The organism is Bacteroides mucinivorans (genome assembly GCF_034654355.2).
Lineage (GTDB): Bacteria > Bacteroidota > Bacteroidia > Bacteroidales > Bacteroidaceae > Bacteroides > Bacteroides nordii.
This window is the reverse complement of record NZ_CP178179.1, coordinates 5,293,289-5,320,171: the sequence shown is the minus strand read 5'-3', so window position 1 is coordinate 5,320,171 and position 26,883 is coordinate 5,293,289. Positions and strand designations below refer to the sequence as shown.

Sequence of the window (26,883 nt, the reverse complement as noted above, 5' to 3'; positions counted from 1 at the left end):
AGTCTTTGTCTTAAAGATATTTCTTCAACTTCCTACTCCATATCTGATACCCTTCTTCCGTCAGATGTAATCCGTCTGTCGTCAGTTCCTTTCGTAGAATATTTGTTCCCTTTTCTGCAAAGAGAGGGAATAAGTTGATAAATGGTATTTTCCGGGAAGTAGCGAGCGTTTCCAGTTTTCGGTTAATTTCCGGTACGATGTCTGTTTTACCGATCATCGTTTTGTATTTACATACGGATTCATTGATAGGGAGCAGGCTTTGCAGATATAGTTTGGTATCGGGTGATTCTCTCTGTATTCTGTCTATCAGGAGAGTAATAAGAGTCACGACACTGTCTGCTGTGAGATCATGTGATACATCATTGATGCCTATCAATAAAAAGAGCTTTGCCGGATGCCCGGGGAGAATCTGGTGCAGACGGTCGTATACACCCATTGCTTCGTCTCCGATGATGCCCCGGTTACGTACATGTTTCTTTTTTAGTCGTACTCCCCAGTCTTTGCCACCTTCGGTGAGGCTATTGCCCAGCATGACGATATCTTTGGGGCTGATGGCCGGCTCATCTTCAAATTCGAGAAAGCGTTTGTAGTAATGTTCAGTATATGTCCGCTCGGTAGGGTAGATAGAAGCAGCAACTGCGTTGGCTACCAGTGAACGAAGCCGGGTTGCTTTACCTTTGTCATTCGGATGTACGCTGTTGGTCAGCAGAATAACGGCAGTGTCATTGTCGGGATCAATGGTGATGGAAGTACCTGTATATCCTGTATGTCCGTAGGTGTTTGGTCCAAATAAATCACCGTTATTAGATGCATACGGAGAAAAGAGATCCCATCCTAATGCGCGTCCCAGACCGGGGATATGCCGGGGAATACTTCTCATTGTTTTTACTCCTAATGGACTGAGGATACGATGTCCGTTATATTCTCCGTTGTTGAGTAACATTGCAGCGAGTATAGCCAGGTCATTGGCATCGGAGAAAACACCTGCATTACCCGAGACACCTGCGTTCATGATACGTGCCAACGGATCGTGAACAATTCCTTTGAGAATACTGCCGTCCTTTTGCTTTTCGGTAGGAGCACACCGTTCCAATGTTTCTCCGGTAGGACAATAATCGGTATGTTGCATACCCAACGGATCAAAAATATGTGTTTTTGCAAAATCACGCAGGCTTTGTCCACTGACTGTTTCAATGATATGTTGCAGGGCAATATAGTTGAGGCAGCTGTATTGGAAGTCTGTTCCCGGCTTAAAATTAGTTTTGCAACCGGAAATGTATTCTATGAGCCCTTTAGGATTCGGAGCGCCATATTTAGCCGTTAATTCCTTAACCGGAGCATAAGGTGGGAGTCCGGAAGTGTGTGTCATGAGGTCGGTGATACGGATATCTTCGGAGAATCCCGGAATATAGAGACTGACACGGTCTGTAAGCCGGAGTTGACCGCGTTCAATGAGAATCATAGCACTGATGGCGGTTGACATGGCTTTGCTCACGGAAGCCATGTCAAATACGGTATTGACATCCATCTGCTCTGTATCAGGGAGCAGTTGCTTATTTCCATAGGCTTTCAGATAAGCCAATTTGCCATGGCGTACGACGGCAAGTACAGCACCGGGAATTTCTTTGTTGTTTATAGCTGTTTCAATAGCTTTATCAGCATATGTAAGTTGACGGGAGTTCATGCCTGTTTGTTCGGGAGCTACGCGTTGTAACGGTTGTCCCAAGGCCTGGAAAGAGAGAAAGAATAGGCTCAATATTAGGAAGGATGTTTTCATATGAATACGTAGTTTAGATAAAGTTGGATAAGATAAGTATGGTATTATTGAAACGCGGATTTATCCGGATTTTCGCAAAAAGAAACAGATGTAAAAGAAGGAATTACCGTCTTTTATTCTGCGTTAATTCGCATAAATCCGCGTTTTATCAGATAAAAGTAATACTCTATGAAACTTGGTGGCCTCTGTGGTGAACTGAGTTTTGTTTATTGTCCCGCTTTGTAAGCGTCTACGGCTTTTTTTACCGAACCATGCATCAGCAACAGGGCTTTTGCCTGATCATAATCCAACCCAAGCTCTTCAACGATCATACGCGTGCCACGATCTACTAATTTCTGATTGCTGAGCTGCATGTTAACCATTTTGTTACCTTTCACACGTCCCAGCTGGATCATTACAGAGGTAGTGATCATGTTCAGGATCATTTTTTGTCCTGTACCCGATTTCATACGTGAACTTCCTGTCACATATTCCGGCCCTACAATCATCTCAATAGGAACATCGGCTTCTGCTGCCATGGGTGAATCGGGGTTACTGGTGATGCATCCGGTTAGAATCCCGTGTTTGCGCGCAGCATGCATGGCTCCGATGACGTAAGGAGTGGTACCCGACGCAGCAATACCGATAACCGTGTCCTTATCATTGATGTTATGTTCCATCAATTCTTCCCAGCCACGGGTCGTATTATCTTCGGCATTCTCTACAGGGTTACGAAGGGCTGTGTCCCCACCGGCAATCAGCCCGATGACCAATGTGGGAGGCATACCGAAAGTTGGAGGTATTTCCGAAGCGTCAAGTACTCCCAGGCGCCCGCTTGTTCCGGCACCCATATAAAATATACGTCCTCCCTGCTTCATGCGAGGCACGATCTGGCTTACCAGTTTCTCTATTTGCGGAATGGCCTTTTGTGTGGCAAGGGCTACTTTTTGGTCTTCCGTATTGATGTCTTCCAGTATTTCCCGGATAGACTTTTTCTCTAAATCGTTGTAGAGCGAAGGTTGCTCTGATATTTTGATAAACATTGGGTAAATTATGATTTATGAATTATGAAATGTCATCAGACCTTGCATGGGGCTTTTGACGATAACTCCTATTTGTACTCCCAGTTCTTGGGCGGCTTCGTGTAATACCTCCTGATAATGGTAGGCAACGGAGCCGATAAAATGTGCCGGATAATTCTGATAATCATACTGCATCACGTTACGTTTCAGGAAAGCCTTGAAACTGCCAAGAACGAGTGTATGCACAGATGGCTCGTGAATGTTCTCTGCCAGAAACGGAGAAAGGCTTGCCAGGAAACGGTTTGGGAACGGCTGACGATATACGCGGTCGATAATTTCGGGAGGTGTCAGGCCGGTTTTTTTCATAAACTTTTCTTTCAATTCCGGTGTCATCTGGTTTTTCAGAATGTCGCCTACCAGAAGTTTTCCTAATACAGCACCACTGCCTTCGTCTCCCAAAATGAATCCTAACGGGGAAACATTGTTCACAATCTTTTCGCCGTCATAGAAACAGGAGTTCGAACCGGTTCCTAAAATACAGGCGATGCCCGGTTTGTGTCCACACAAACTACGGGTCACGGCCAGCATATCCGTATTGACTTCAATGCCATTCTTGACATTCAGATGGAGAGAGAGTGCATTGTGCATCATTGGCACCTTGTCCGGCACACATCCTGCTCCATAAAAATAAACAGCGTCGAGCGCATTGGTTTCCAGATGGGGGAGTAGTGCAGTAGCTATCTCATTCCCTATTTCTTCCTCTGATTGAAAGAAAGGATTCATACCTTTCGTAACTATCTGTCGGACGAGTTGTCCTTGTCCTACAACGCACCAATCGGTCTTTGTAGAACCACTATCTGCTATTAATATCATATCTTTATATATATTTTTTTCTTATACAATAGGTAACCGATACTCCAGTTGAGTATCACAAATAGAAGGGCGAATGCTAATGAACCGGGGTAATCGCCCAATAAAGGCTGAAGAATACCGCTATAAATGTAACCATGCAGGCTGGTTGTTGCTCCGTCCAATGTGACTCGTATGTTCCCCAATAAAATAGAAAGTACAGCTGCCAGTACATAGATAAAGAGTGGATTTACACCAAACGATTCAAAGAACCGGCTCCACGATTTATAGCCTTTTACATCGATAATCCAAATAAGTAGTGCCAGGAAACTGGAGCCCAGTCCACAAGTGACAATGGCGAAAGTAGGTGACCATATTTTCTTATTGATCGGACAGCCGTAGCTGAGCAGGAATCCTAAAAAAGTAAGAATTGTTCCGATAAGGAACAGGCGTTCGAGTTTTTCGTTGATGTCCTTTACTTCCATTAGCAGTTTGCCAACGCAGAAACCTATCAGCACGTGTGCAATGGCCGGGATAGTACTTAACAGTCCTTCGGGATCGATGCCATTATCCTTGTACATATGTGCTTCTCCAAGCACTGCACGGTCAACGACGGAAAGTATGTTCGTGTCGTTATATTCGAACCCATTACCAGTGATAAGCAGGATAAAATAACCTACCAATAAAGTTACAATCAGATAGGGGATATATTTGTGCTTCATCGTTAAAGCGATAATAGCAGTTGCGCCATAGCATAGTGCTAAGCGTTGCATCACTCCTAAAATACGGATATGATCGAAAGTCCAGACTGATTGCCCAAGTCGTGATAAAAAAGAGATTTCTTCACCGGAAAGAGAATTCCAGGTGCGGCAAAACATAGAGAACCAGGCAATGCCCAGACCAATGGCAAAGATGACAATGGTGCGTTTAAGAATCTTTAGGGCGGCTGAGTGACTGAATTCAAAGTTATACTTCCGCAGGGAAATATAAGTGGATATTCCCATGATAAACATGAAAAAAGGGAATACAAGATCGGTTGGTGTTAAACCATTCCATTTAGCGTGTCCTAACGGGGCGTAGACGTATGACCACGAACCGGGATTGTTCACCATAATCATTCCTGCTATGGTGATACCTCTTAATATGTCGAGGGCTAAGAGACGTTTGCTGGTTGTTTTATTCATTTCTAATGGTTTTATGTGTTAAGTTTATATTTGGGGTTAACGGGCTTTAGTACATTCGTCTACCAGATAGGCGATAGACACATAGGCAATACCTGTGTTGGTAGTAAGGCCAATTTCGCAGGTACGACTATTGGAATATCCGGTTTGTATTCCTGCTTTTTCCAATTGCGGACGCAACTTGCGTAAAGCATAACTATTGACTTCCGGATGAGTAAAACCTTTGTCTCCGGCAAAACCGCAACAACCTACCTCTTCGGGTATGACGACTTGTGTGGAACAGAGCCGTGCCAGGGAAAGCAGGGTGTCTGCCAATCCCATTCTACGCATAGAGCAAGTGATATGAACAGCTACCGGACGGTTGATGGGGGTGAATTCCAGTTTATCACGTAAAAAGATATAGATGAATTCTGCTGGTTCATATAGCTTCATTTTCTTTATGGTTTCACGCATACGATGAAGGCAAGGGCTTTGGTCGCACAATACCGGATATTTTCCATTTTCAGAAGCCTCCCATAAAGAAGCTTCCAGCTCTGCTGATTTTCGGTCGGCAATATCCGGCATGCCTTTGCTCTCCCAAATCGTACCGCAACACAGTTTTTCCATATCTTTAGGAAAGATGACTTCGTAACCCGCTTTTTGCAGGAGGGATAACATCTTATCTACGAGAGGTTGGCTTTCACGTGATTTACCGGGTAACCCCATTGTCTGGTTGATACAACTGGGAAAATAAACAACCTTATTTAGTTGAAAGTTGAAAGTTGAAAATTGAAAATTGGCTGTGCTGTTACCCTGCATATTTTTTTTCTTCTCCATTCTCCCCTCTCCCTTCTCCCTTCTCTTATAGCTTTTGGGCATAGCCGGAGTCCATTGTGGGATACCCAAGACATTGTGCATTCCTTTGGTGAGGGTGGTCATAGCAGAAGTTCCTAATACGGAATGGGCTGCATTTGCGAGGGTTAACATCGGACGCAGGCAACTTTTTATACCGGCAAAATGATTGGCGGCAAAGTTTCCTACAGAATAGCCAAAGCTATTTTGCGGAAGCTCTTCCTGACGGATGTCGTGCGTCAGGTCACCTGTGTTGATACCCATGGGACAGGACATTGAACAAAGGCCGTCTCCGGCGCAAGTCTGGTTTCCGGGGTAGCGGTATTGTTTTTGTAGAGTGGCGAGGCGTTCGGGATCATTACCGTTTTGTTTCAGCCTGGATATCTCACGGCGTAATACAATGCGTTGACGTGAAGAAAGGGTAAAACCACAAGTCAGGCAATTGACTTCACAAAAACCACACTCGATGCATTTGTCTACATGTGGATTCGTGAGTGGTAACGGCTTGAAGTTTTTGATATGGCACAGTGGGTCATCATTAAAGATAACACCGGGGTTTAACAGATTTTGCGGATCGAAAAGCGCTTTTACCGCTTTCATAATCTCATAGGCTTTCTCACCCCATTCGTATTTTACGAACGGTGCCATATTACGTCCCGTACCGTGTTCGGCCTTTAGTGAACCGTCGTATTTATCCACCACTAATGTTTTGACATCATTCATTAGTTCTTCGTAGCGTTTTACTTCGGCATCGGTACTGAAAGACTGATTAATAATGAAATGATAGTTGCCTTCGAGGGCATGTCCGTAAATACAGGCGTCATCATATCCATGGCGTGCAATGAGTAGCTGTAACTCAGCTGTTGCCTCGGGTAAGTCTTCTATGTGGAAGGCTACGTCCTCGATGAGGCAGGTTGTTCCCGGTTGACGGGTTCCTCCCACAGAGGGGAAGATCCCCGAACGAATGGCCCAGTATTTGGAGTATTCTTCCGGTTTATCTGTAAAACGAACCGGTATATAAGTATTGAAGGATGCTAAAGTCTCTTCTATGGCAGTTATGTTTTGAGCAAGTTCTTCTTTGCTATGTGCTTTAGTTTCTGTAAGTACAGCTGTTAGTCCCTCACCAGTCGAATCGTTGACGGATGCCAGAGATTTCCAATCAAGCAGTTCGGCACCTTTCACAATCCATTCACCTTTTTCGTTGGTGAGTTTCTTCATTGCCACTACCGCCCGGCATGCTTCTTTGATGTCGCTGAAATAGAGCATTGCACTGGCTTTGTGAGGATAATCATACTCCGTTTTCATAGTTACCTCTGAGAGGAAAGCCAATGTACCTTCCGAACCTACCATTAAATGTGTGATAATATCAAACGGGTCATCGAAGGCGATGAACGGTAGTAGATTTAATCCGGTGACGTTTTTAATAGAGTATTTGTAACGAATGCGTGCGCTCAACTCTTCATCTGTACGAATCAGGTCGCGTAGTGTCTGAATTTGTGTAATGAATCCGGCATGTCTCAACAGGAACTCTTGTTTGCTGATATCACTGCCGGTATCCAGTATCGTTCCGTCCACAAATACAATACGTGCCGACAATAACATTTTGTCACTATTGGCATGTGTACCACAATTCATACCCGAAGCATTGTTCATTACGATACCGCCGACCATGGCACTTTTTACAGAGGCCGGGTCGGGAGCAAACTTACGTCCGAAGGGCTGTAACAGTTCATTAACACGTTGTCCGATAATACCGGGCTGGAGGGTTATTTGTTCGTAATCGGAGGAAATACTGTATTTCTCCCAGTGTTTTCCTGCCACTATAAGGATAGAGTCACTGATGGCTTGCCCTGATAAACTGGTCCCCGCTGCACGGAAAGTTACCGGCAACAGATGACGGGTTGCCGCACATAATAAATCCGAAACCTCCTGCTCATTGGCGGAGCGGATTACAATTTGGGGAATGAGGCGATAAAAACCTGCATCCGTTCCCCATGCCAACCGGCGAAGTTCGTCAGTATAAATTCTTTCTTGCGGGATGAATTGTGAAATCTCCTGCAAAAATGCCAAGTGCTTACTTCCTTTATTCATTTCTACTTGTATAAATAATATTTCTTTGACAGTTGGCGGAAACTATCCACGTCTTTATACCAATAGTCGCGGATGTCTTCCCAGCGATTACGTTTACTGAACCGTTCGCGTATTTCGTTTGAACCACTTACTTTATCAAACATGTCAAAACGTCCTTTATCTGCATGGTCAAATATAGCATGTTCCGGATAGAGAGTGGCTACTTCCTGCATGACAAGGAATTGTATCTCACTCAACGCAGCTTTCCGATAGTCCATGATATGCACTTGTACGCCTTGCAGATGTTCGCCTTTGCCTACAGAATAGAACGGTTTAAGATGTATCGGGCGGAAGATGACTCCGGGCAACTGCAACTTATTCAGATTATCTGCCAGTTCTTCAGCTTTCACCCAAGGAGCAGCAAACATCTGAAACGGAATAGTATAGCCCACTCCGATAGACATATAACCGAGTTCTCCAAGTATTCCCGATACAGGATAGAAGAAGGCAGAGTGCGGATGCGGGATGTGCGGAGAGGAAGGAATCCATTGTAAACCTGTTTGAACATAATCCATTTTACGTTTCCAGCCTTTCATTTTCACCACGTGCAGGTTGCACTGCTTGCCTAACATCTTTTCACCGTTCAGCATCAGGGCCAACTCACCACAAGTGAGTCCGTAAAGGTACGGAATCTTAAATTGACTAACAAAAGAAATGTATCCCTCTTCTGTCAGGTTACCTTCAATTTTTTCCCCTCCTACCGGATTGGGGCGGTCAAGTACGATAAATTCCTTTCCATTTTCGGCAGCAGCTTCCATAGCTACCCCCATAGTACTGATATAGGTGAAAGAGCGGCAGCCGATATCCTGTATGTCGTATACAAGCACGTCGATGTCTTTCAGCATTTCCGGAGTGGGTTTGCGTGTTTTCCCATAAAGAGAATAGACGGGCAGTCCGGTAGAGGAATCGGCTGAATTATCGACTTTATCTCCGGCATGGACATCGCCCCGTACACCATGTTCGGGGCCATATAATGCTACCAGATTCACATTGGGGGCTTCGTGAAGAATGTCAATCGTAGATTTCAGCTGGTTGTCTACACCGGTAGGATTGGTGATCAGTCCCACACGTTTACCTTCGAGGCATTTGAAGTTCTGTTCTTTCAGAACTTCAATGCCCGTCTTAATTTTGATTTTCTGTGCCTGTGTGGTGAGGGCCAGCAGGCAACAAGTGCTAAGAATAATAAATCGAAATTTGTTCATAAGTTTTTCTGTTTCGAATCGTTATTGTTTTTCGGGGGTTTCTGTTTCTGTAACTTCTTCTTTTTTACCGTAATTAGGGTCAATCTTTATAAATGCGCAAACAGCAATGGTTGCTGCACAACAAATCATTACCCAGATAAAGAATTTCTCGTAACCGATATGTTCCTGTAACCAACCGGCCATCATGCCTGGTAACATCATACCCAGTGCCATGAAAGCAGTACAAATGGCATAATGTGCCGTCTTGTGTTCGCCGTCCGAATAATAAATCAGGTAAAGCATATAGGCTGTAAATCCAAATCCATAACCAAACTGCTCTATAAATACACAAATGTTAATGGTAAGAAGGTCTTGTGGTTGGAAATATCCGAGATAGACAAATGTAATACAAGTCAGGGAGATGCTCCATGCCATGGGCCATAGCCATTTCTGTAATCCTCCTTTGGCTGCACAGATTCCTCCAATGATTCCTCCGAGGGTAAGTCCGATAATACCGATAGTACCATATACCCAACCCACTTCGGCCGTGCTCAATCCTAAACCTCCTTTTTCAATAGGGTCCAGCAAAAAAGGATTGATGAGTTTTACTAATTGGGCTTCAGGCAAACGGTAGAATAACATAAAGAGTATGGCAACACCTGCTTGTGGCTTTTTAAAGAAAGAAGTAAAAGTAGCAAAGAACTCTTTGAATATATTACTTGCCGTGACATTGCCTACTGCTGGTTTATCAGCGGAAGGATGTGGAAGGATATAGCTGTGATACAAATAGAATGCAATAAATAATCCCGCAAGAATATAAAATGTGATACTCCATGCCATGGCTATAGTAGAAGTCCGTTTTTCCAGTTCTCCTGCCAGTACAACCAGAAGTCCCTGCCCTGCTATAGTGGCAATGCGGTAAAAAGTGCTTCGTATTCCGACATACATGGCCTGGTCTCGTACGCTTAAAGCCAGCATATAAAATCCGTCGGCGGCTATGTCGTGTGTTGCCGAGCTGAAAGCCACTAACCAGAATATAGCGAGAGTTATCTGAAAGAAATTGGGCATGGGAATAGTAAAGGCTATTCCGGCCAGTCCGGCTCCTACGAGAATCTGCATGGTCACTACCCACCAACGTTTTGTTTTTAATAAGTCAATAAAGGGACTCCAGAAAGGTTTGATTACCCAGGGAAGGTATAGCCAACTGGTATATAGAGCAATATCTGTATTAGAGATACCTAACTTTTTGTACATAATAACTGAGATAGTCATTACGGCTACATAAGGCAGTCCTTGTGCAAAATAAAGTGTTGGTATCCATGCCCACGGTGATAGTTTCTTATTTTTCATAATGATTGTTTTAATATCGTTTTTCAATAGCAGCTCCAATATAATAATGTAGCAGAATTGTGTCATAAGTATATCCCTGCTCACCCATTACTGCGGCACCAATCTGACAAAGACCTACACCATGCCCCCAGCCGGCACCGGTGAGAATGAATTTGCCCGGAATAGTATCTTTTATATCTGTTTTATCAATGACAAATGCCGAACTGTACAGATGAGAAGGTGACAATGTCCTTCTGATTTCAAGCTCCTTGCCAATGGTCATTGTTTTCTTTGTACCAATGATTTTAAGTTTTACGATTCGGGCAGACGTTCCGCGTTCAACAGGAATTAAGTCGATTATCTGTCCATAATCAATGCCGGAACGTTTGAAGATAAGTGCCGCTAATTCTTCTTGCGTGTATTCTACTTTCCAGCGATAAAAATCAGTAGTTTCCTGATCGTAATTGTTTAGCACCTGGCTGAGTATCTTATTTTCTGTCGTATTGCAGAAAGCTTCCGGAGAGTTTCGTATCCACTTTTCTGCTTCTGCTTCCATGCGAAGATCGGGTAGGAGAGCCGTTGTCTTGCTATCCCGTTGTTTGACGAGATAAGGATGTTTCACATCTTCCCAGCAATATTGGAACTCTTCGAAAGCGCCTCCGCAGCATTTAGAGAAGCGGGCATCGCAAATTTGTCCGTTATAGGTCAGCACTTGTCCGCGGGTAGCATGAATGGCTTCCTTCACGATTTCGGTAGATGCACGGGTGATTCCCTGATAACGCTGGCAATGATCGTCGGCACACACATCAAAGTGAGTATGGTCTTCCTGATCGTACCACTTTATTAGTTGACAGTTGACAGTTGACAATTGACAATTGGCTGCGCTATCATGCTGCATAGTAACTGTCAATTGTCCACTGTCCACTGTCAATTGTCCACTGTCAATTGTCAATTTATTAAGTAGCCAGCTGCGTGAAATCACTGCATGTGCTTTCAGTAATTCCAGAGAAGCGTTGGCACTCATTTCCGAGGAGATGACACTGACTAAATAATCTTCTACGTTTACGCGGTTGATACCGGTGAGGGTATTGTTTTCTATGATAATTTTCAGGGCTCCCTGGAAACGTTGGTTTTCTTTTCGTTCCCAGTGAAAATTGATACCGATGGTGACATCCTGCAATTCGAAAGAGTCTGTAGCCTCGTACAGAGGTTCAAACAGTAGTTCTTCATAATGATGGTTTCTCCAAAGGATTTTTCCGTCATCGAAAAGAGCGGTTTGTTTCCCACTTACTTCTTCACCGTTCATGCGATAGGTATTCAATAGGGTGAATTCTATCTTTTGTCCGGACAGGATACCTACATGTACTTTAGGCTCTTTCATAACTGTTCTTTTATGCGTTGTCTTAATTTGTGAAATTCGTCTGTACTGAGGCAGACTTCTCCGAGGATTGCCGCAATATCTGTTGCCGTTAGTTTCTCAAAATCTTTTTCCAGTGGGGTGATGAATACTCCTCCCATATCTACGGATGCCGGACTGATAAGAATATTGGCATCTCCTTCGGCTGTGTAGCAGGAAGGACGGTGTTTGGAACGCGGGAAAATGCAGACTACCCATTGTCCGCCTTCAACCCAGGTAAGCAGATTCATCATTGGCTCTTCCTCACCCGGTTTCTGTTCCATGGCGTTGTATACTATATTGAATAGGGTGATGGCATCTTCCCGGTTGGTTGCTTCCAAGACCAATGTATTACGGGGGGCATCGTCCAGATAAGATAGTGTAGCTGTTTGGTAAGTCACAATTTTACCGGCCTTCTTATTTTTCCACTCTTGTTCAAGAGGGAGAAAACCTTTGTTTCCTGCCTGGAAGTGCACATGGTCGGGGGCGGATGCTCCGCATTTGGGACCGTTGTAGAAAACTACATAGTCCTGGGCATAAGTTGCTAAGTCCAGCATGTCGCCAAAGCGATTTTTAATACGCTGGTCCACATGCTCTAAAGCCGGTACAGTCAGATGTTTCGGAAAGATAGGAAACGGATTGACCAGTATCTGGTAATTCTCTTTGAACGGAAGCCCTCTTTGTACAGCCGGTAGATTGGCGGGACAAAGGAAGCATTTTCGTTCCTGTATAGATTTTGTATCCACTTTAGCTGCCGAAGAAACGATGCGTGCAGGATTAAACTGTACTTTATAGTGCGTACCGTTCACATCCAGTTCTTTTACTTTGACCCGGCTTAGTGCTGTATAATTGTTTTTTGCCAGCTCCCATGAAGAGAGCTGGTCACTGAATAATTTTTCTATTTTTAATTTTGTATCCATCCCTATTATTACATTTGACGACGATTCATTGCTATACGGGCTTGTAATTCCCAGGTACGAATACGGTCTTTATACAAATTGTGCCCGTTCATTTTCACTACATCCAGTGCTGCATCCGAGTTGTCATCCCAACGGCGACACAGATAGACTACATCGTACACACGTCCTATCTGGTATTGGCGGGAGAAGTTCAATCCTAAGGCATAATCTTCCCCATAACTGGTGTTAGGAACTTTGATTTCGCGTAATACCGGGGTATAGAATGCGCGTGGAGCACCCAAACCGTTGATGCGTAAAGCATTGTTACGTCCGTTCTCGGGAGTCCATTCTTTATGATCGATAATGCCCGGGGCGATCCTGTTCATATTGAAGTCCGTCATCATGTATGTACCTACCACCATTGCACAATTCTGTTCATAGAATGCCTGCACCATTGTTGTCAGGGTATTTTCATCTTTATACACATCGTCACTGTCCAGCTGTACGGCAAACTTGCCACATTTCTCATGATGTACACCCAAATTCCAGCAACCGCCTATACCCAAATCATTCCGTTCGGGGACGATGTGGATGAGGCGCTCGTCGGAGGTAAATTCACGAATAGCATCTGTCGTTCCGTCGGTAGAGTGATTGTCGATGATGATGAGGTTGAATTTGAACTCAGCTTTTTGATTTAATACCGATCGTATGGCATCTTTAATCGTACGGATACGGTTGCGTACCGGGATAATGACAGAAGCTTCATATTCAAAATTACCGGCACTGAATTCGATTTTTTTGAATTCGGGAGCCAGATAGCCACCTATCTCTTTCAGATGTTCTGTACAGGCTTGTTCCATCTCTATTTGTAGTGCCCGGTTTTTAGGGTCTACATAGTCGAATATTTTTTCACCACTTTTGCGGGTATCGTTTTCCACTTCGGAGTACAGGTATTCGTTAATGTGAACCAATGCTTCCTTTTGTGACAATTTCAGGCGTAGATCATACAGTCCGGCAAACTGATAATCAGCTTTCATACGACTCACTGCTTCTTTCAATGCACTGGCTTTGTATAGTAACACCGAACCGAAGTTGAAGTCATCACGGAGGCTCCCCGGCTGATAGTCTATCACCGGTGCATTCTTTTGAACACCTTCCGCCACCTGATAATGATCGGCATACACCATACCTGCATTGCTGTCTTCGGCAATATGGATCATACGTTCGAAGGCGAACATACCTGGTGACAGTGTTGTATATTTGGTATAAAGCAGGGTATAGTCCGCATCGGAATGTGCAGCAACAGCGCGCATTGTTGCACTGGCATTAAGTGCAGACACGGTTAATATTTCACAACCCGGAAGGGGGGTGGCTGTCGTTTCTGTTGTGAGCAGATAGATTTTCTTTATCAGATCGGAACTTTGTAAGCTCTGAACTGTTTTTTCAGCTTGCGCTGCATTTGCAAAAGGGATAAAGCAATTGATTGTAGTTTTCATATCTTAGTTCTTTATTATTATTTTTATTCTTTCCATTCCAATAATCCGGTTTCGCCTCCGGTTGCGGTGAATAACACCTGGTGGCGGTTGATAGGAACAACCGTACTGATAAGCGAGTTGCCTACTTTATGCTTCCATAGTATCTTGCCTGTCAGTGGTTCCAGTGCAAAGATAAGTCCTCCTTTGGTGCTGCCAAACATCACTCCGTCTTTTTCTACTTGCATGGAAGGGGCATGCTCATAGCCAAAACCGACGTTGGAACTCCACAATTGATCCGGTTTATCGCCTTTCGTTGAAAAACAGACAATGCTGTCATTCATTGTTTTACTGTATATCCGTTCTTTATCGGCAGATAGACCGATTGTTTCGCGTACGGTGGACTGGAAAGTACGCCATACGGTTTCTCCGGTTTCTAAGTCAATGGCGGTCATGGCACGTTGAGGATCGGTAATGAAAACTTTGCCATTTGCTGCTACCGGCCATACTGCCGCAGGAGAGAAGTGCATGCGGGTCAGCCCGCCCGTCCATTTCCATAACTCTTTACCTTCTTTTTTACTCAAAGCATAGAGTGTATTGTCCCATGCACCAAAGATCACTTTGTCACCTTCAACGAGTGGACGGGTTTCTATATAGCCTTTTACACCTGTATATGCCCATATGAGTTTCCCGGTCCTGATGTCAATGGCACGGAAGGTATGATCACTGGCACCTATGTAGGCTATTCCGTTGTCTATCGTTACAGCTCCCAGCACCGGTTCTCCGGCTTCTATTTTCCAGAGTAATGTTCCGTCTTCAGCTTTCAAACCGTAAATATGTTTATCTGCAGAGCCAAATACAACGATACCATCGGCTGCGGCAGGAGTACCAACAATACGGTTGCCGGAGTGGAAACTCCAGAGCTTTTTCCCTTTTTTCAGGCTGTAGGCGGTTAAGATGCCCATGTCATCGCCAACGAAAACCTGTTCTTTCTCTGTGACCGGTGAACAATAGATACCCACACCCGTTTGTACGAGCCATTTTTCTTTTACCTGTGGATATTCTTTGTTGACAGAGAAATCGGGATACTTGTCTGTTGCTCCTTTCGCATCGTAGTACGATTTTGTTAAAGAGAGTACGTACCACTTTTTAGGTTGTTCACCAATTTTCTGTTCATAAACGAATACAGAATCGGGAGTTATTTCATAGACACTGTATCCGCCTACCGGATCTTTTCCCCGCAGATTGGAACGGTTGATAATTCCCGGAATACCGTCATAAGAGAAAAACTGATTTTTGTGATAATGCCCACCCATGAACGCACGGATGTTAAAGGGGCGCACTGCATCGGTTACGTCATACCAATTGTCCACATCTCCTTTTAACAGCGGATAGTGGGTAACTAAAAATACGGGCTTTTCTTTTCCTGCCTTTTTCAGTTCGTCTTTCAACCATGTAATGTCCTGAGGCACTACATGTCCGTCTGCCATGCGCATTAACGGGCCGGAGTTGAATCCTAAAAAGAGAAAGCCTTTGTGTTCAAATTTAAAACGCTCTCCGCCAAAGATATGTCCGAAGTCGGTCACGCCGCTTTCACTCCATTTCGTTTCATGGTTTCCGGGAATGATGTAATATTTCACCTTTAGTTGCCCGAGAGCTGTTTTTACTTTTTTCATAGAGGCGCGATCCCCTTCTTCGGTTATATCTCCGGTTACCAGTACAAAATCAATTCCTTGTGTCTTGTTCACTTGATTGATGGAGTTTTGGAGATCTTCAAAGGCTGTCCCCTTATTCGTGACATGAATATCTGTGAGAAGAGCGAAACGAAAATGCTCTCCTACCTGCGCCTGAATTGTAGTGTACACTACAAATAGGAATGCGATACAGGTATATACTTTTCTGTTCATCTGAGTGTGTTTTTTTGTTTTGGATTAAAATAATTTGTTATTTGCTCTTTTTTATGAGCAGGCAGAGTCCGATAAAAGTAAATAGTGCATTGAATATCAGCAATTCATAGCTGAACTGATACCCGTTGAACCATCTCTCTGAGTTTTTCTGTAATATGAAGCACAGAATGGGGGAGGCAATGGCTACCCAGGGAATATACTTGTCGCGAACCTGTTTTTTGGTGAAAATGCCAAAGGCGAAAAGTCCCAGGATGGGGCCGTAAGTATAGCTGGCAAGAATATAAACGGCATCAATCACGCTTGTGTTATTCAACAGATTGAATACAAAGATAACAACCCCCATCGTTATTGCCATACCGATGTGCACACGTTTACGTATCTTTACCAGTTCATTTTCCGCTTTATTTTTAGCACCTAATATATCTACTGTAAATGAGGTAGTCAGGGCGGTCAGTGCCGAACCGGCTGCAGAATAGGCTGCTGAAATCAGACCGATGATAAACAGAACTCCTACGATGGCAGGAAAATAGTCACCGGTAGCTATCATCGGGAATAACTCATCACTCTTCTCCGGATTTTCAATGCCTTGCCGGGCTGTGAATATATAGAGCAATACTCCCAACATAAGGAATAGTAAGATGACGAAGAATTGAGAGATACCACTGGTGATCATGTTTTTTTGTGAATCTTTGAAATTCTTGCAGCTTAGGTTTCGCTGCATCATGTCCTGATCCAGTCCTGTCATGGCAATCATGGTGAATACTCCTGCCAAAAATTGCTTGAAGAAATAACGTTTGTCGTTCACGTCATCAAAGAAAAACATGCGTGAGAAGTCATTTTCGGATATAGTAGCAATCATACTTCCGAAACCCAGGTTAAGATCGGAGGCAATGTAATATATACATAGTACTACAGATACTACCAGACAAAATGTTTTTAATGAATCTGTCCAAATTAATGACTTTACTCCTCCACGGAAAGTATAGAGCCAAACAAGAGCTACGGTGATAATCACATTCAGTATGAACGGGAGATGGAAAGGCTCAAAAACAAGTAGTTGTAGTGTGAGGCAAACAAGGAATAATCTTACGGCTGCTCCCAGCATTTTTGAAATAAAAAAGAACCATGCACCTGTCTTATAAGAAGAAATTCCAAATCGGTTTTCAAGATACTCATAGATGGATACTAAATTCATCCGGTAGAAAAGCGGTATCAAAACAAAGGCTATAATAATTTGTCCTGCAACAAAACCAAGTACCATCTGTAAATAAGAGAATCCGCTTGCAGCAACCATGCCCGGTACCGACACAAATGTAACTCCTGATATACTCGAACCAATCATGGCAAATGCTACTACATACCAGGTTGATTTACGATTCCCTACAAAGAAACCTTCATTATCGGCTTTTCTGCCTGCAATGTATGAGATTGTGAACAGGATAACGAAATAGGCTGCAATAGTGATTAAGATGGCAATTGGACTCATGGGGCAATTTACATTTTTATAGTTTAACAATTTAAGATAAAAAACAGAGAGAAACGGCTATTCTTCATATAAAAGGTAAGGTCTGCGTTGTACTTTAAACTTTTCTACGTCTTCTTTCCACATTGCTTTAATCTCATCGGCATCTTTTCCTTTTACGATCATTTTACGAACATAATCCGTACCTATCAGTCGTTCAAAGAATGGGCGGAAAAAGTAATCATCCATATTCAGGTTTCGGTAAGCGTCAATAAGGTAACTCAAATCTACTCCTTTTTTTCTTATTTCTTCCTCACTTAACTCACTTAAATTCACACCGTGGCAAAGCCTGCCAAGTTGGGGAGGGCTTTTGGCTCCTGATGTGCTATGTGGCGTAAAGCTGTAATTGTATCCTGTCATATTGGGGTGACCGTATACCTGAAAAGGCAGTTGTGTGCCTCTTCCTACGCTGACGGGAGTTGCTTCAAAATAGCAAATAGACGGGTAGAGGTATACTGCTTTCATATTGGGTAGGTTAGGAGAGGGAGGGATAGGCAGCTGATACATTGTCTGGTGGGTATAGTTTTTGCATTTTATTACTGTAACGTCACAGATACGGGAAGCCGGCAACCAGCGTTCACCATTAACCATGAGTGCTAATTCTCCCAAAGTCATCCCATGTACTACCGGGATAGGAAGCCAGCCAACTCCCGATTTATATTTCATATCTAAAATAGGACCGTCTACATAATGCCCGTTTGGATTGGGACGGTCCAGAATCAGCATTTTACGGTTATACTCCGCGCAGGCATCCATCAGGCGTACCATAGAGGCATAATACGTGTAAAATCGTAAACCTACATCTTGTATATCGACTATCAGCAAATCGAATTTGCGCATGGATTCCTCACTTGGTTTACCCAATTGGCCATCATATAACGAGAGAATAGGTACCCCTGTCTTTTGATCTACCGAACTTGAAACATGCTCTCCTGCATCTGCATTACCACGAAAACCATGTTCCGGAGAGAAAATTGCAACTACATTTATCTTATTCTCTAATAATACATCCAGCAGGTGCTTATTTCCCACCATACCGGTGTGATTTGAAAAAACAGCAATTCTCTTATTCTTTAATATAGGTAAATAGTCATTCGTTTGTTCTGCACCTACAATCACCCGGCTTTGTTTTGCCTGGCAGTGGAGAGTGATGAACGCTAAAATGACTATAAATAGAATCTTTTTCATAATATATTATATAAGGGAGAGTTCTTTATCTGCAAAGATAATATATGTTTTAATATTAGAAACATATATTTTTATATTTTTGGAATTATAATCAATAATTTGCAAATCGACGATCTCGCGTTTTAAAGCATATTTTAGTAGAATGTAAACATATTTATTGGATGGGGCAATGGAATGAGAAGGCTGTATTTTATCTCTGTACTTTGTTGAATATAGGACGATTACAAGAATGTACACTTTTGTATGATAAGAGTGTACATTATTGTATTGCGAAAGTGTACATTCTTGCGTGTATAAAGTGTACACTTTTGTTTTAGAGGAATCAGTTTAAAAAAAATGCTTGTTATGGTGGGTGATAATTTGTTACAATGAAATGAATCCTCTTCTTGGGTGTTTATGGAAAAATGTAATGTCTTATAAATTTTCGGACTGTTTGTCGTAGAGAAAACGTTCGAAACTCTACGAGGAATTGAGTGTTTCTCGTAGAGTTTTGGGTTGTTCCTCGTAGAGGAAAAAATGCAATATTTAACTGTTTGATAATCAGTGGGTTGTTTTCTGTTGTTTTTGTTGTTATATTTCTTTGTTTTTCATTCCCTCTTTTAACCTTTTATGTGTTTTTCTGTTTTGAAAAATAATTATAAATATTTGCCTCGAATTTTATATGCCATTTATCTGAATAAATAAAAAGTGGTTTAAAGATATATTTATTAGGGTAAAATCGGAATGAATATAATAGATGAAGAATAATTGTGTTTGTAATTATTATTGTAATGTGATGAAAGGTGCATTTTTAACGAAATGTTAAAAATGCACCTTTGTGTATGAAGTAAACTTTATATATGGGATAGTTTTTTCTCTTATCGTTTTCGTATTTATTTCATTAGGCTTCCATCCGGCAGAAAAATATCTCCATTGGTTCCGCTGACGTCAAAGAAACCTACGCCATGTTTTTGTGCCAGCCGTTTTGTAAGCTCGTACGCTTCTTCTGTTGTAGACCAACTGAAAGCGGCATAAATGACATTACGTCCTATGGCATAGTCTGTGAGGTGTGACTCTAAGTCTTCGTCCTCGTCCAGTTGTTCGTTAGTAGGAGCATCGGGTCCGTTCATGTTTGGGAATGTTTGTATCATTTCACGATACCATTCTTGTAGTGCGGGCGACGATACAGTAGGGTCATTATACCCGTGATCTTCGGTCCATTCTGTTTCTTTCTCATACCAATCAAGAAAATCCTTTTGTTTTGAGGGAGCTTTCTCCTTTTCAAATACCATTAAATCATAACTCATAATTCTTTTCTCCTATATTTTATATTTGGGTGAATAGATTGTTTTTCTTTTGGCTTCGGCACAATTACAATCATGTGCATAACAATTGATACCAGCTATGGCAAATATATTGCCGTTCTTTATATATTTTATCATTGCATATTGATTAATTCTATATCATTTTTGTTTATGTGTATTATTGGGGCTGTCATCTCGTTGTTGTTTTTTCGTATTGTCTATATATCGGTTTGATAAATTACTCATTATTGGAGTATTTATTATGCTGTGATATGATTGAGAATCCGTTTTATATAAGTCACCATAATTTGTAGAGTGTTTTTGAGTTTGTTTGATAAGCAAACAGGAGGCTGTTCGAAATATTTGTTCCCCCAGCCTCCTGTCAACTTGTTGCTATTAATCTATAGAAACCGTGATAACCGGTTTCGTGCTTGATTTACTTACGAATGATTCGATTGATCGTGTTATTCACCTTGATTATGTAAATTCCACTTGCCTGTTCATAGAGGCTAATCGTTTCTTTATTCGTATTCAGATTATTCATATTCAGAACAATGCGGCCGTTCATGTCATACACCTGGATGGTATGAATGGCTTCTTCGGATTCTATATTAACTGGTCCATCGGTAGGATTTGGATAAATAGAGGTTGCAGTTGTGGCTGGCTCTTCTATGCCTGTTATCACTATAGAAGTAGTTGCTTTGGCTGTTTCGTAGTTTCCGAAGACGGCTGTTACGCTGTATGAATATGTGCCGCTCACCACATTCTCATCCGTATAACTTGTCTCTGTGAGGGTGGCCAGTAGTTCTTCTCCACGATATACGTTGTATTCGGGAGTGTCTACGGAACCTGCCGGAGCTTCCCATGTTAATGATACGCCTTCGGTGGTTATCGCTGCTTTGAGATTGGTAACTGTTCCGATTTCGTTGGAGATTGTTTGAGAAGATGGGGCTGGTGTAATAGCTGTGTTATCAGCTTTTGGAAGAGTCCACATGCCAAGGCGTTCGCCGGAGTTGGAAATCAGATATACATTACCGGCCCAGTCAAAAGCAAGGCTGTTGGAGTTGGCTCCCAGTCCGGGTTTGATTGAATGAAGCCTTTTGATGGAAGGTACTCCCTCTTCGCTATAAGTGATTCCTAATATCTTAATTTCATTGTTACATCCCATGGCAATGCGGGTTCCGTCGAGGCTGATGGCCATACCGCCATTCCGGGAATTTTCAATGATAGTAGGATCTATCTTGCCTGATACAAAGTCTATTGTAGTACCATTGTAATGGATTAACGAAGGAACATTGGCTTCGTCTGCTGCCCGGTATTGGGAAATCCACCATCCACCGCGTCCGTCCGGTAGGATTGTAGAGTTCATATTCAGTTGATATCCGCCTGTGGCCGCATTATTGAAGGCAACACTTGGAGCTTCCGCCCAGTTTGTTGCTGTTCCAATGTTGTACTGCAGAATGTTTCCGGCTTTTCCATCTACTTTATAATCTTCGTCGAATGTATACAGTATTGTATTTTCACCTGTGCCAGTTACATAACAAGAGGAAGAAGAACCGTGTACTGCTTCGTTGGAAGAGTTACTGGCGAGGCCATTGGCATCTCTGGTCAACCCATCGAATAGGCTGACGAAATTGTCAGTTGGTTTGGCAGGGTCCATTATGTAGATACCGGAATGGGTATCGCTGAAATCACACATGAATACTCTGCTATCCGGTGCTACTACTAAACGGAATGGACTGTTACTGCTACTCCACTCAATGCCACCGTCGTAAGCTTTATTGGCCTGACCGGTAATGTCTTTGAATTGTGGATCCATGATGTAAATACCTTGTCCTGTGGCACGATTGCCGGAAGTTCCCGGTTTGCTACTTGCTACATATATGCGTCCAAAGTAGGGGCTTTCGGGGTTATTGTCTATGGCAACTCCGTAGGCATTGTAAAATTTCAGTGTCTCTTCGTCTCCGGTCATTTTTATCGGACGGGCCACACTTTTGGCTGTTGCTTTCACTTGCCAATGTATATCCTTACCCAAAGGTATTTCTGTTTTTGCTATTGAAACCTGGTTATTTCCTTTAGATAAAGCACCTGCACTGTATGATTTCAAAACCTTGTCTCCACTGGTGAATTCAATGGCTACTTCGGTGGCGTCTTCATTGAGCAGGAAGCTGAACTTATGTTGCTGTTCTGTGCTTTCCATCTTTAGTGCGGAGGCGTAGATATTTGCAGTAGCATCTGTTGTAACTGTTTGGAATTGGGTTATTCCCGTATTTTGGGTATACAGGTATAGATTCATATCGTATCCGTTTACTGTACCTGTTGTCATCATGTAAGGTTCGGAACTTTCACTTGAATTGCTACCGGTCAGTACGTCGGATATTTGGGTTGCTTTATCCAGCCCCTCTGTTATGTCGAATAAAACGGCACATGGATGGTTTAAATTGTTATCGCAGTTGGGAGATATCATAAATGAGTGTTGTGCGTAACGGAAGAAGTTAGCACCTTTGGCTTGTGGTGAAAGTAAACTTTCATTTATTGCTCCGTGGTTGATTAGCGGATTACGGTCGGCGATTGTCCAGTCGAAACCAAATTCAGTTGGTAATAATACTTCGCTGTCTGCAATGAAGCGGTCGGTGCCGAGAGGAGAAGGAGTAAATGTAATGGCTTCTCCCCAAAGTGCCTCGGTATAGCTACCATCCATCATGTATTTATAACCAATGATGTTAGGGGTTTCTTCGTCAATCAGATATCCTACAATTCGGATTTGTCTGGAACTTCCAGTAGTAACTGCCGGAGTGTAAATTTTACATTTCCAGCGTGGACCGCTGATGGCAAATGTCTCTCCGATAGTGGATTCTGAGAAATTTCCCTGTTGGGTTGTTTCAAAGAATAATTTAGGCTCTGATTCGTCATCATCCCAGGTATATACTTTGAATTTCTGATCATCGGCTGGTAGTTTTACAACATTCTTATTACAAGCCATTAAGTAGCCATCAGCAGAGAATGCGATGTCGCTTATTGGCAGAATACCACTTTCGATACCGGTGAGTTTTAGCTCACCAATTAATTCGCCTGTAGTTGGGTTTCCTACATAAATATTGGGCTCTGTTGTTAGAATGTATAGCTTATTGTCGTGTAAAATACTTTTGCGGATATCCTTATTTTTAAGCCATTCGAATGTATTTGTAGCGGTTTCCTGGATTTGATAAAATGGCATTGCTATAGCACCTGCTTCCTGGTTGGGGTCCGGATAATCCGCAGGGATCTCTTTTTCTATGATTACTGTTTTGTTTTCAATTTGTGTGATTAGGGAAGTTGTCTCGCCAGCTTTTACTTCTGCGTCTATTTCGGCAGTTTCATAGTTTTCTGCTGTTATTTTGATTTTGTATTTCCCTGGTTCCAAATTAAAGAAAGCATAGAATCCATTATAGCATTCATCGGTTTGATAAGAACCTATGCTGTTGCCTTTATTGTCGAATAACTCTACCTGAGCTTTGTTTATGGGCAACCATTGATCGTTTGTTCCGGCCTTATAAAGATATAGCGGATTGTTGATACGCTCGTTGGAACTTTTTACGAGTCCGGCCAGAATACCTTTAGAGTCTTGCTCTGCTTCGAAATAGTCACAAAAATAGCGAAAGAAACGTGCCGATTCCAGTTTGCGGTAATCTTCGTTAAGCAAGCGGTGAGTTTCGGGTAAATAGTCATGGAATTCACCTTCGGAAAGGAAGCCTGGTACTGTATTGTTTCTTAGAACTCCCAGATGATAACCATAAAATGAAAAGTCGCCACGAACATTCATATTGGTAGCACTATAGTAGGTCCAGTTGGTTAATGGGTTATCGTACATTCTGGTCCAGCATGTCTGTGCCATTGGTTTACTAAGTGCGGGATCTGGCTCGTCATCTGTTCCGCGATATAGCAGTAAAAGATAATTGGTTCCTTGATTTACCCCTACAGCATTGCTGTGGATAGATAAGAAGGCGTCCATGTCATTTGCCGATGCTTCTTCTGCTATTTCAGTGAGGTTACGATCGTCTTCGTCCCTGTTTTCGGTTCTTGACATCATAACGGTTGCTCCATGGGCTTCGAGCATATCGCGTAGAGCTAATCCTTTTGTTAAACTGCTGGAAGATTCCCAGAAACCTTTTGGATTATTGGCTCCATAGGGAATAGTGACAACATTCCGGTCGTTGGCTGCATCAAAACCTCCATGACCTGGATTGATATAGATTCTTACGCCTGTAAGGTCTTTGGCATTGAGGCCTGTGCACAGTAAACATAGGCCAACTATGATTATGTATTTCAGTGTTTTCATAATTAAAATCTCTATTTAATGGTAATTTGCATGAGGTAAATATCACCGTTATCTGTATTGAAAACGATGGATGAGTTATCGGTAGAAACGGCCGGATACATTGCGATAATAGAAGGATCACTAAGTGTTTTGTGTTTTTGTCCGTCTGCGGATACAACCTCGATGGTTGAAGATAGTATACGTTCTCCGTTGTCATTATCGTTCATACCTACAATCCATTCATTACCTAACCATACAGGTGCATTTAGGTTAGCTATACGTATTGGATTGGAGCCGTCTATATTGGATATGAATGTGCCTTTTCCGGCTACTTTATACAGTATTTTTCTGCCATCCGGAGATATGGAAGGCCAAAGATAGCTGTAGTTTTTACCATTGGGAGAGAGTTCTGTGCGTTCTCCGTTATGATACAATATTAATTGGCGGTTCTCGATGTTGACTACGTCCGGAGTTGTTTTTATCTTTTCTCCGTATACTCTTTTTGATGACAACCGGTTGTCTTTGACATATAGAATATTCCCATCGATGGCTTTATGAAGCTGGAAGCTACGTGTTGGCGATATTAACTGACTTTCTTTTTTATTTGTCAGGTCTATCTTCTTTAGAGCTGTTTCTCTCATATTCCTTTTATTCAGTGATTGTTCACGATAGAAAATATTATTTCCATCGGTACTGATCTGAACATTATATCCGGCATTGGGCGCTTTAGTTACTACGGTTACTTTTCCGTTTTTTAAGTCGTACTTTTTAAGCCCGGAATAATTATCAGAGGTAAATAGTAAGTATTCACCTGTAGGGCTGAACTTAGGATGGTAAGCTTTACCAACATCTGTACCTGGTAATTGTTTTACTGATACAACATTCACTTCTTGTGAGTAAGTTTGCTGACATAAGTAAAGTAGCAAAAGCAGAAAAAACTTTCTCATGATTTTAAAAAATTAAAGGTTAATAATGGTGTTCTATATATTATATATTGAGCTTAGTACTTTTCTTAAAATAGGGTACTGAAAAGAAGTATTTCCGTCTATCGGAAGAACTGTTTCTGCTACTTATGCTTATTTTATTCCCTCAAATATTCATTAATTTATTTTTAGAAACAAATATTTAGGAATTAAATTAACTTATTTTGTTTTATAGTTATTAATATTAAACATTCGGAATTGTGGCTTTTGAGGGGAGAAGTATTTTCTGGTTGGATTTTTATGAATTGTTTTGGCTGTGTATCGCTTTATTGGATTGTCGGGGAGGTGTAAATGGAGGGGCGATGTGGTAATCTGTTGCTTTTTAGTTCTTTGTGTGTTGTTAGTTTTCTTTTGTTGGTTTGAGATTGTTTGTATGGTTTATTGTAAGTTACCGTTTCTGTAATTATTGTATTTAAAAGGCTTTTTTTGTTTTTTGTTGTTAAGCTTAAAACATTGTGTTTAAATATACTACTACTTACGGATTGTGGAAAATTTGGAAGCTCTGTGAAATTAGGTGGAGTTTTTATTTATACCAAGTTCTATCAGAACTTAGCCTTTTCCTATTTATAAGTATGGTTAACTTTTTATTAATTGTTTTAAGAGGCAATGTTATCATTAAACAAAGGCCGAGAGAATTCCTTGAGAATTACTTCATAGCAAAGATAAGAATAGTTTTAATATCAAGAACATTAATTTGCATTTATTTCGATTTATATTTATTAATTCACAATAATATGGGCGACGCATTACATTCTCATGAAACATAAATAGAAACAATGAACTGTGCGCGGTATTTATCCTATGGTTCTTCTATATTTAAAGAGTGGAATTCTATTAATCCAGTCATTGGGGTTTCTTCAATAATATCAAGTTCTACTCCAAAGCCACGAGCGACTTCTCTTAATATTTCGGAGTAGCTGTATGCTACTGAACCAACAAAACGAATAGGGTAACTTTTATAATCATACTGACACACACTACGGATAAAAAAGTTTTTCAAATTATTGGTTAACAAGCTATAAACATAGTCATTGTCTAGATAATCTGCTAAGAAATAAGATATAGTAGCGAGGAATCGATTCGGAAATGGTAAATTATAGACAGATTCCATAGCGTCATTTGCAGTTATACGAAACTTATCATAAAAGTCTGTTGCAATATATTTAGGAGCTAATCCTTTAAGAACGTCAGCCAGAAAAAGTTTTCCTAACACGGCACCGCTTCCCTCGTCACCTAATATGTAACCTGCGGCTTTCACATTTTTAACAACGATTTTACCATCGTAGAAACATGAATTGGAACCAGTTCCTAAGATGCAGGCAATACCAGCTTCGCATTTAAACAAACCGCGTGCAGCTGCCAACAAATCGCTTTCAACTTGAATAGGAGTCTTGAATTGTGCTACCAGAGAGGCACCCAATATGTTTTTCTTCTCATAAGATGTACATCCGGCGCCATAATAATATACCTGATCCAACTTCTTTTTAAAGAAGGACTCTGGCAAACCGAGTCTTACACTTCTGCTTATTTCTCTTCTGGTCTGGAAAAAAGGATTCAGTCCTTCCGTAAAAGCTCTCTGTACGAGATGATTATCTTCAACAAGAGCCCACTCAGTTCTTGTAGAACCACTTTCTGCGATAAGTTTCATTCCGTATTC

The 26,883-nt window shown here is 41.9% G+C and carries 18 protein-coding genes; all 18 read right to left on the bottom strand.

Translation table 11 applies throughout. The features are described from left to right. Positions 1–10: 10 nt before the first annotated feature. The gene (locus tag VCM39_RS20185) at positions 11–1,777 is read right to left on the bottom strand and encodes a serine hydrolase (protein WP_322933190.1); all 1,767 of its coding nucleotides are present in this window, start codon (positions 1,775–1,777) and stop codon (positions 11–13) included. A 206-nt stretch (positions 1,778–1,983) separates the two neighbouring features. Next, positions 1,984–2,799 (bottom strand): N-acetylmuramic acid 6-phosphate etherase, encoded by an 816-nt coding sequence (gene murQ, locus VCM39_RS20180; RefSeq protein ID WP_195449385.1) that lies wholly within the window; start codon positions 2,797–2,799, stop codon positions 1,984–1,986. 15 nt (positions 2,800–2,814) lie between these two features. Next, positions 2,815–3,651, bottom strand: coding sequence for an ATPase (locus tag VCM39_RS20175; protein WP_195348708.1), 837 nt, complete (start codon positions 3,649–3,651; stop codon positions 2,815–2,817). Then, complete coding sequence (locus VCM39_RS20170; RefSeq protein WP_002558896.1) at positions 3,648–4,811, bottom strand: acyltransferase family protein; 1,164 nt, start codon at positions 4,809–4,811, stop codon at positions 3,648–3,650. The genes VCM39_RS20175 and VCM39_RS20170 overlap by 4 nt, the downstream gene beginning before the upstream one ends. A gap of 36 nt (positions 4,812–4,847) precedes the next feature. Next, the gene (locus tag VCM39_RS20165) at positions 4,848–7,730 is read right to left on the bottom strand and encodes an FAD-binding and (Fe-S)-binding domain-containing protein (protein WP_322933191.1); all 2,883 of its coding nucleotides are present in this window, start codon (positions 7,728–7,730) and stop codon (positions 4,848–4,850) included. Between the two features lie 2 nt (positions 7,731–7,732). Further along, complete coding sequence (locus VCM39_RS20160; protein ID WP_263663382.1) at positions 7,733–8,971, bottom strand: DUF1343 domain-containing protein; 1,239 nt, start codon at positions 8,969–8,971, stop codon at positions 7,733–7,735. A 21-nt stretch (positions 8,972–8,992) separates the two neighbouring features. Beyond that, positions 8,993–10,300: an MFS transporter gene (locus tag VCM39_RS20155; RefSeq protein ID WP_289292287.1), complete on the bottom strand. Its 1,308-nt coding sequence runs from the start codon at positions 10,298–10,300 to the stop codon at positions 8,993–8,995. A gap of 10 nt (positions 10,301–10,310) precedes the next feature. Continuing rightward, entirely contained in the window at positions 10,311–11,660 is a 1,350-nt protein-coding gene (locus VCM39_RS20150; protein WP_322933192.1) for a SpoIID/LytB domain-containing protein, read from the bottom strand. Beyond that, complete coding sequence (locus tag VCM39_RS20145) at positions 11,657–12,595, bottom strand: DUF4922 domain-containing protein (protein WP_322933193.1); 939 nt, start codon at positions 12,593–12,595, stop codon at positions 11,657–11,659. The genes VCM39_RS20150 and VCM39_RS20145 overlap by 4 nt, the downstream gene beginning before the upstream one ends. Before the next feature lie 8 nt (positions 12,596–12,603). Beyond that, positions 12,604–14,070 (bottom strand): glycosyltransferase family 2 protein, encoded by a 1,467-nt coding sequence (locus tag VCM39_RS20140; RefSeq protein ID WP_221651237.1) that lies wholly within the window; start codon positions 14,068–14,070, stop codon positions 12,604–12,606. A gap of 23 nt (positions 14,071–14,093) precedes the next feature. Beyond that, complete coding sequence (locus VCM39_RS20135) at positions 14,094–15,953, bottom strand: PQQ-binding-like beta-propeller repeat protein (RefSeq protein ID WP_322933194.1); 1,860 nt, start codon at positions 15,951–15,953, stop codon at positions 14,094–14,096. A gap of 37 nt (positions 15,954–15,990) precedes the next feature. After that, positions 15,991–17,439: a sodium:solute symporter gene (locus VCM39_RS20130; protein ID WP_025868141.1), complete on the bottom strand. Its 1,449-nt coding sequence runs from the start codon at positions 17,437–17,439 to the stop codon at positions 15,991–15,993. A 57-nt stretch (positions 17,440–17,496) separates the two neighbouring features. Beyond that, positions 17,497–18,663 carry a DUF1343 domain-containing protein gene (locus VCM39_RS20125; RefSeq protein ID WP_322933195.1) on the bottom strand — a complete coding sequence of 389 codons (1,167 nt, stop codon included), beginning with the start codon at positions 18,661–18,663 and terminating at the stop codon, positions 17,497–17,499. A gap of 872 nt (positions 18,664–19,535) precedes the next feature. Next, on the bottom strand, positions 19,536–19,949 hold the full coding sequence (locus tag VCM39_RS20120) for a hypothetical protein (protein WP_322933196.1): 414 nt from the start codon (positions 19,947–19,949) through the stop codon (positions 19,536–19,538). Between the two features lie 12 nt (positions 19,950–19,961). Beyond that, positions 19,962–20,084, bottom strand: coding sequence for a hypothetical protein (locus VCM39_RS20115; protein WP_413544813.1), 123 nt, complete (start codon positions 20,082–20,084; stop codon positions 19,962–19,964). Positions 20,085–20,382: 298 nt separating this feature from the next. Beyond that, positions 20,383–24,264 carry a T9SS type A sorting domain-containing protein gene (locus tag VCM39_RS20110; RefSeq protein ID WP_322933197.1) on the bottom strand — a complete coding sequence of 1,294 codons (3,882 nt, stop codon included), beginning with the start codon at positions 24,262–24,264 and terminating at the stop codon, positions 20,383–20,385. Between the two features lie 11 nt (positions 24,265–24,275). Continuing rightward, positions 24,276–25,190 carry a hypothetical protein gene (locus VCM39_RS20105; RefSeq protein WP_322933198.1) on the bottom strand — a complete coding sequence of 305 codons (915 nt, stop codon included), beginning with the start codon at positions 25,188–25,190 and terminating at the stop codon, positions 24,276–24,278. A gap of 835 nt (positions 25,191–26,025) precedes the next feature. Further along, positions 26,026–26,874 carry a hypothetical protein gene (locus tag VCM39_RS20100; protein ID WP_002558923.1) on the bottom strand — a complete coding sequence of 283 codons (849 nt, stop codon included), beginning with the start codon at positions 26,872–26,874 and terminating at the stop codon, positions 26,026–26,028. Positions 26,875–26,883: the final 9 nt, after the last annotated feature.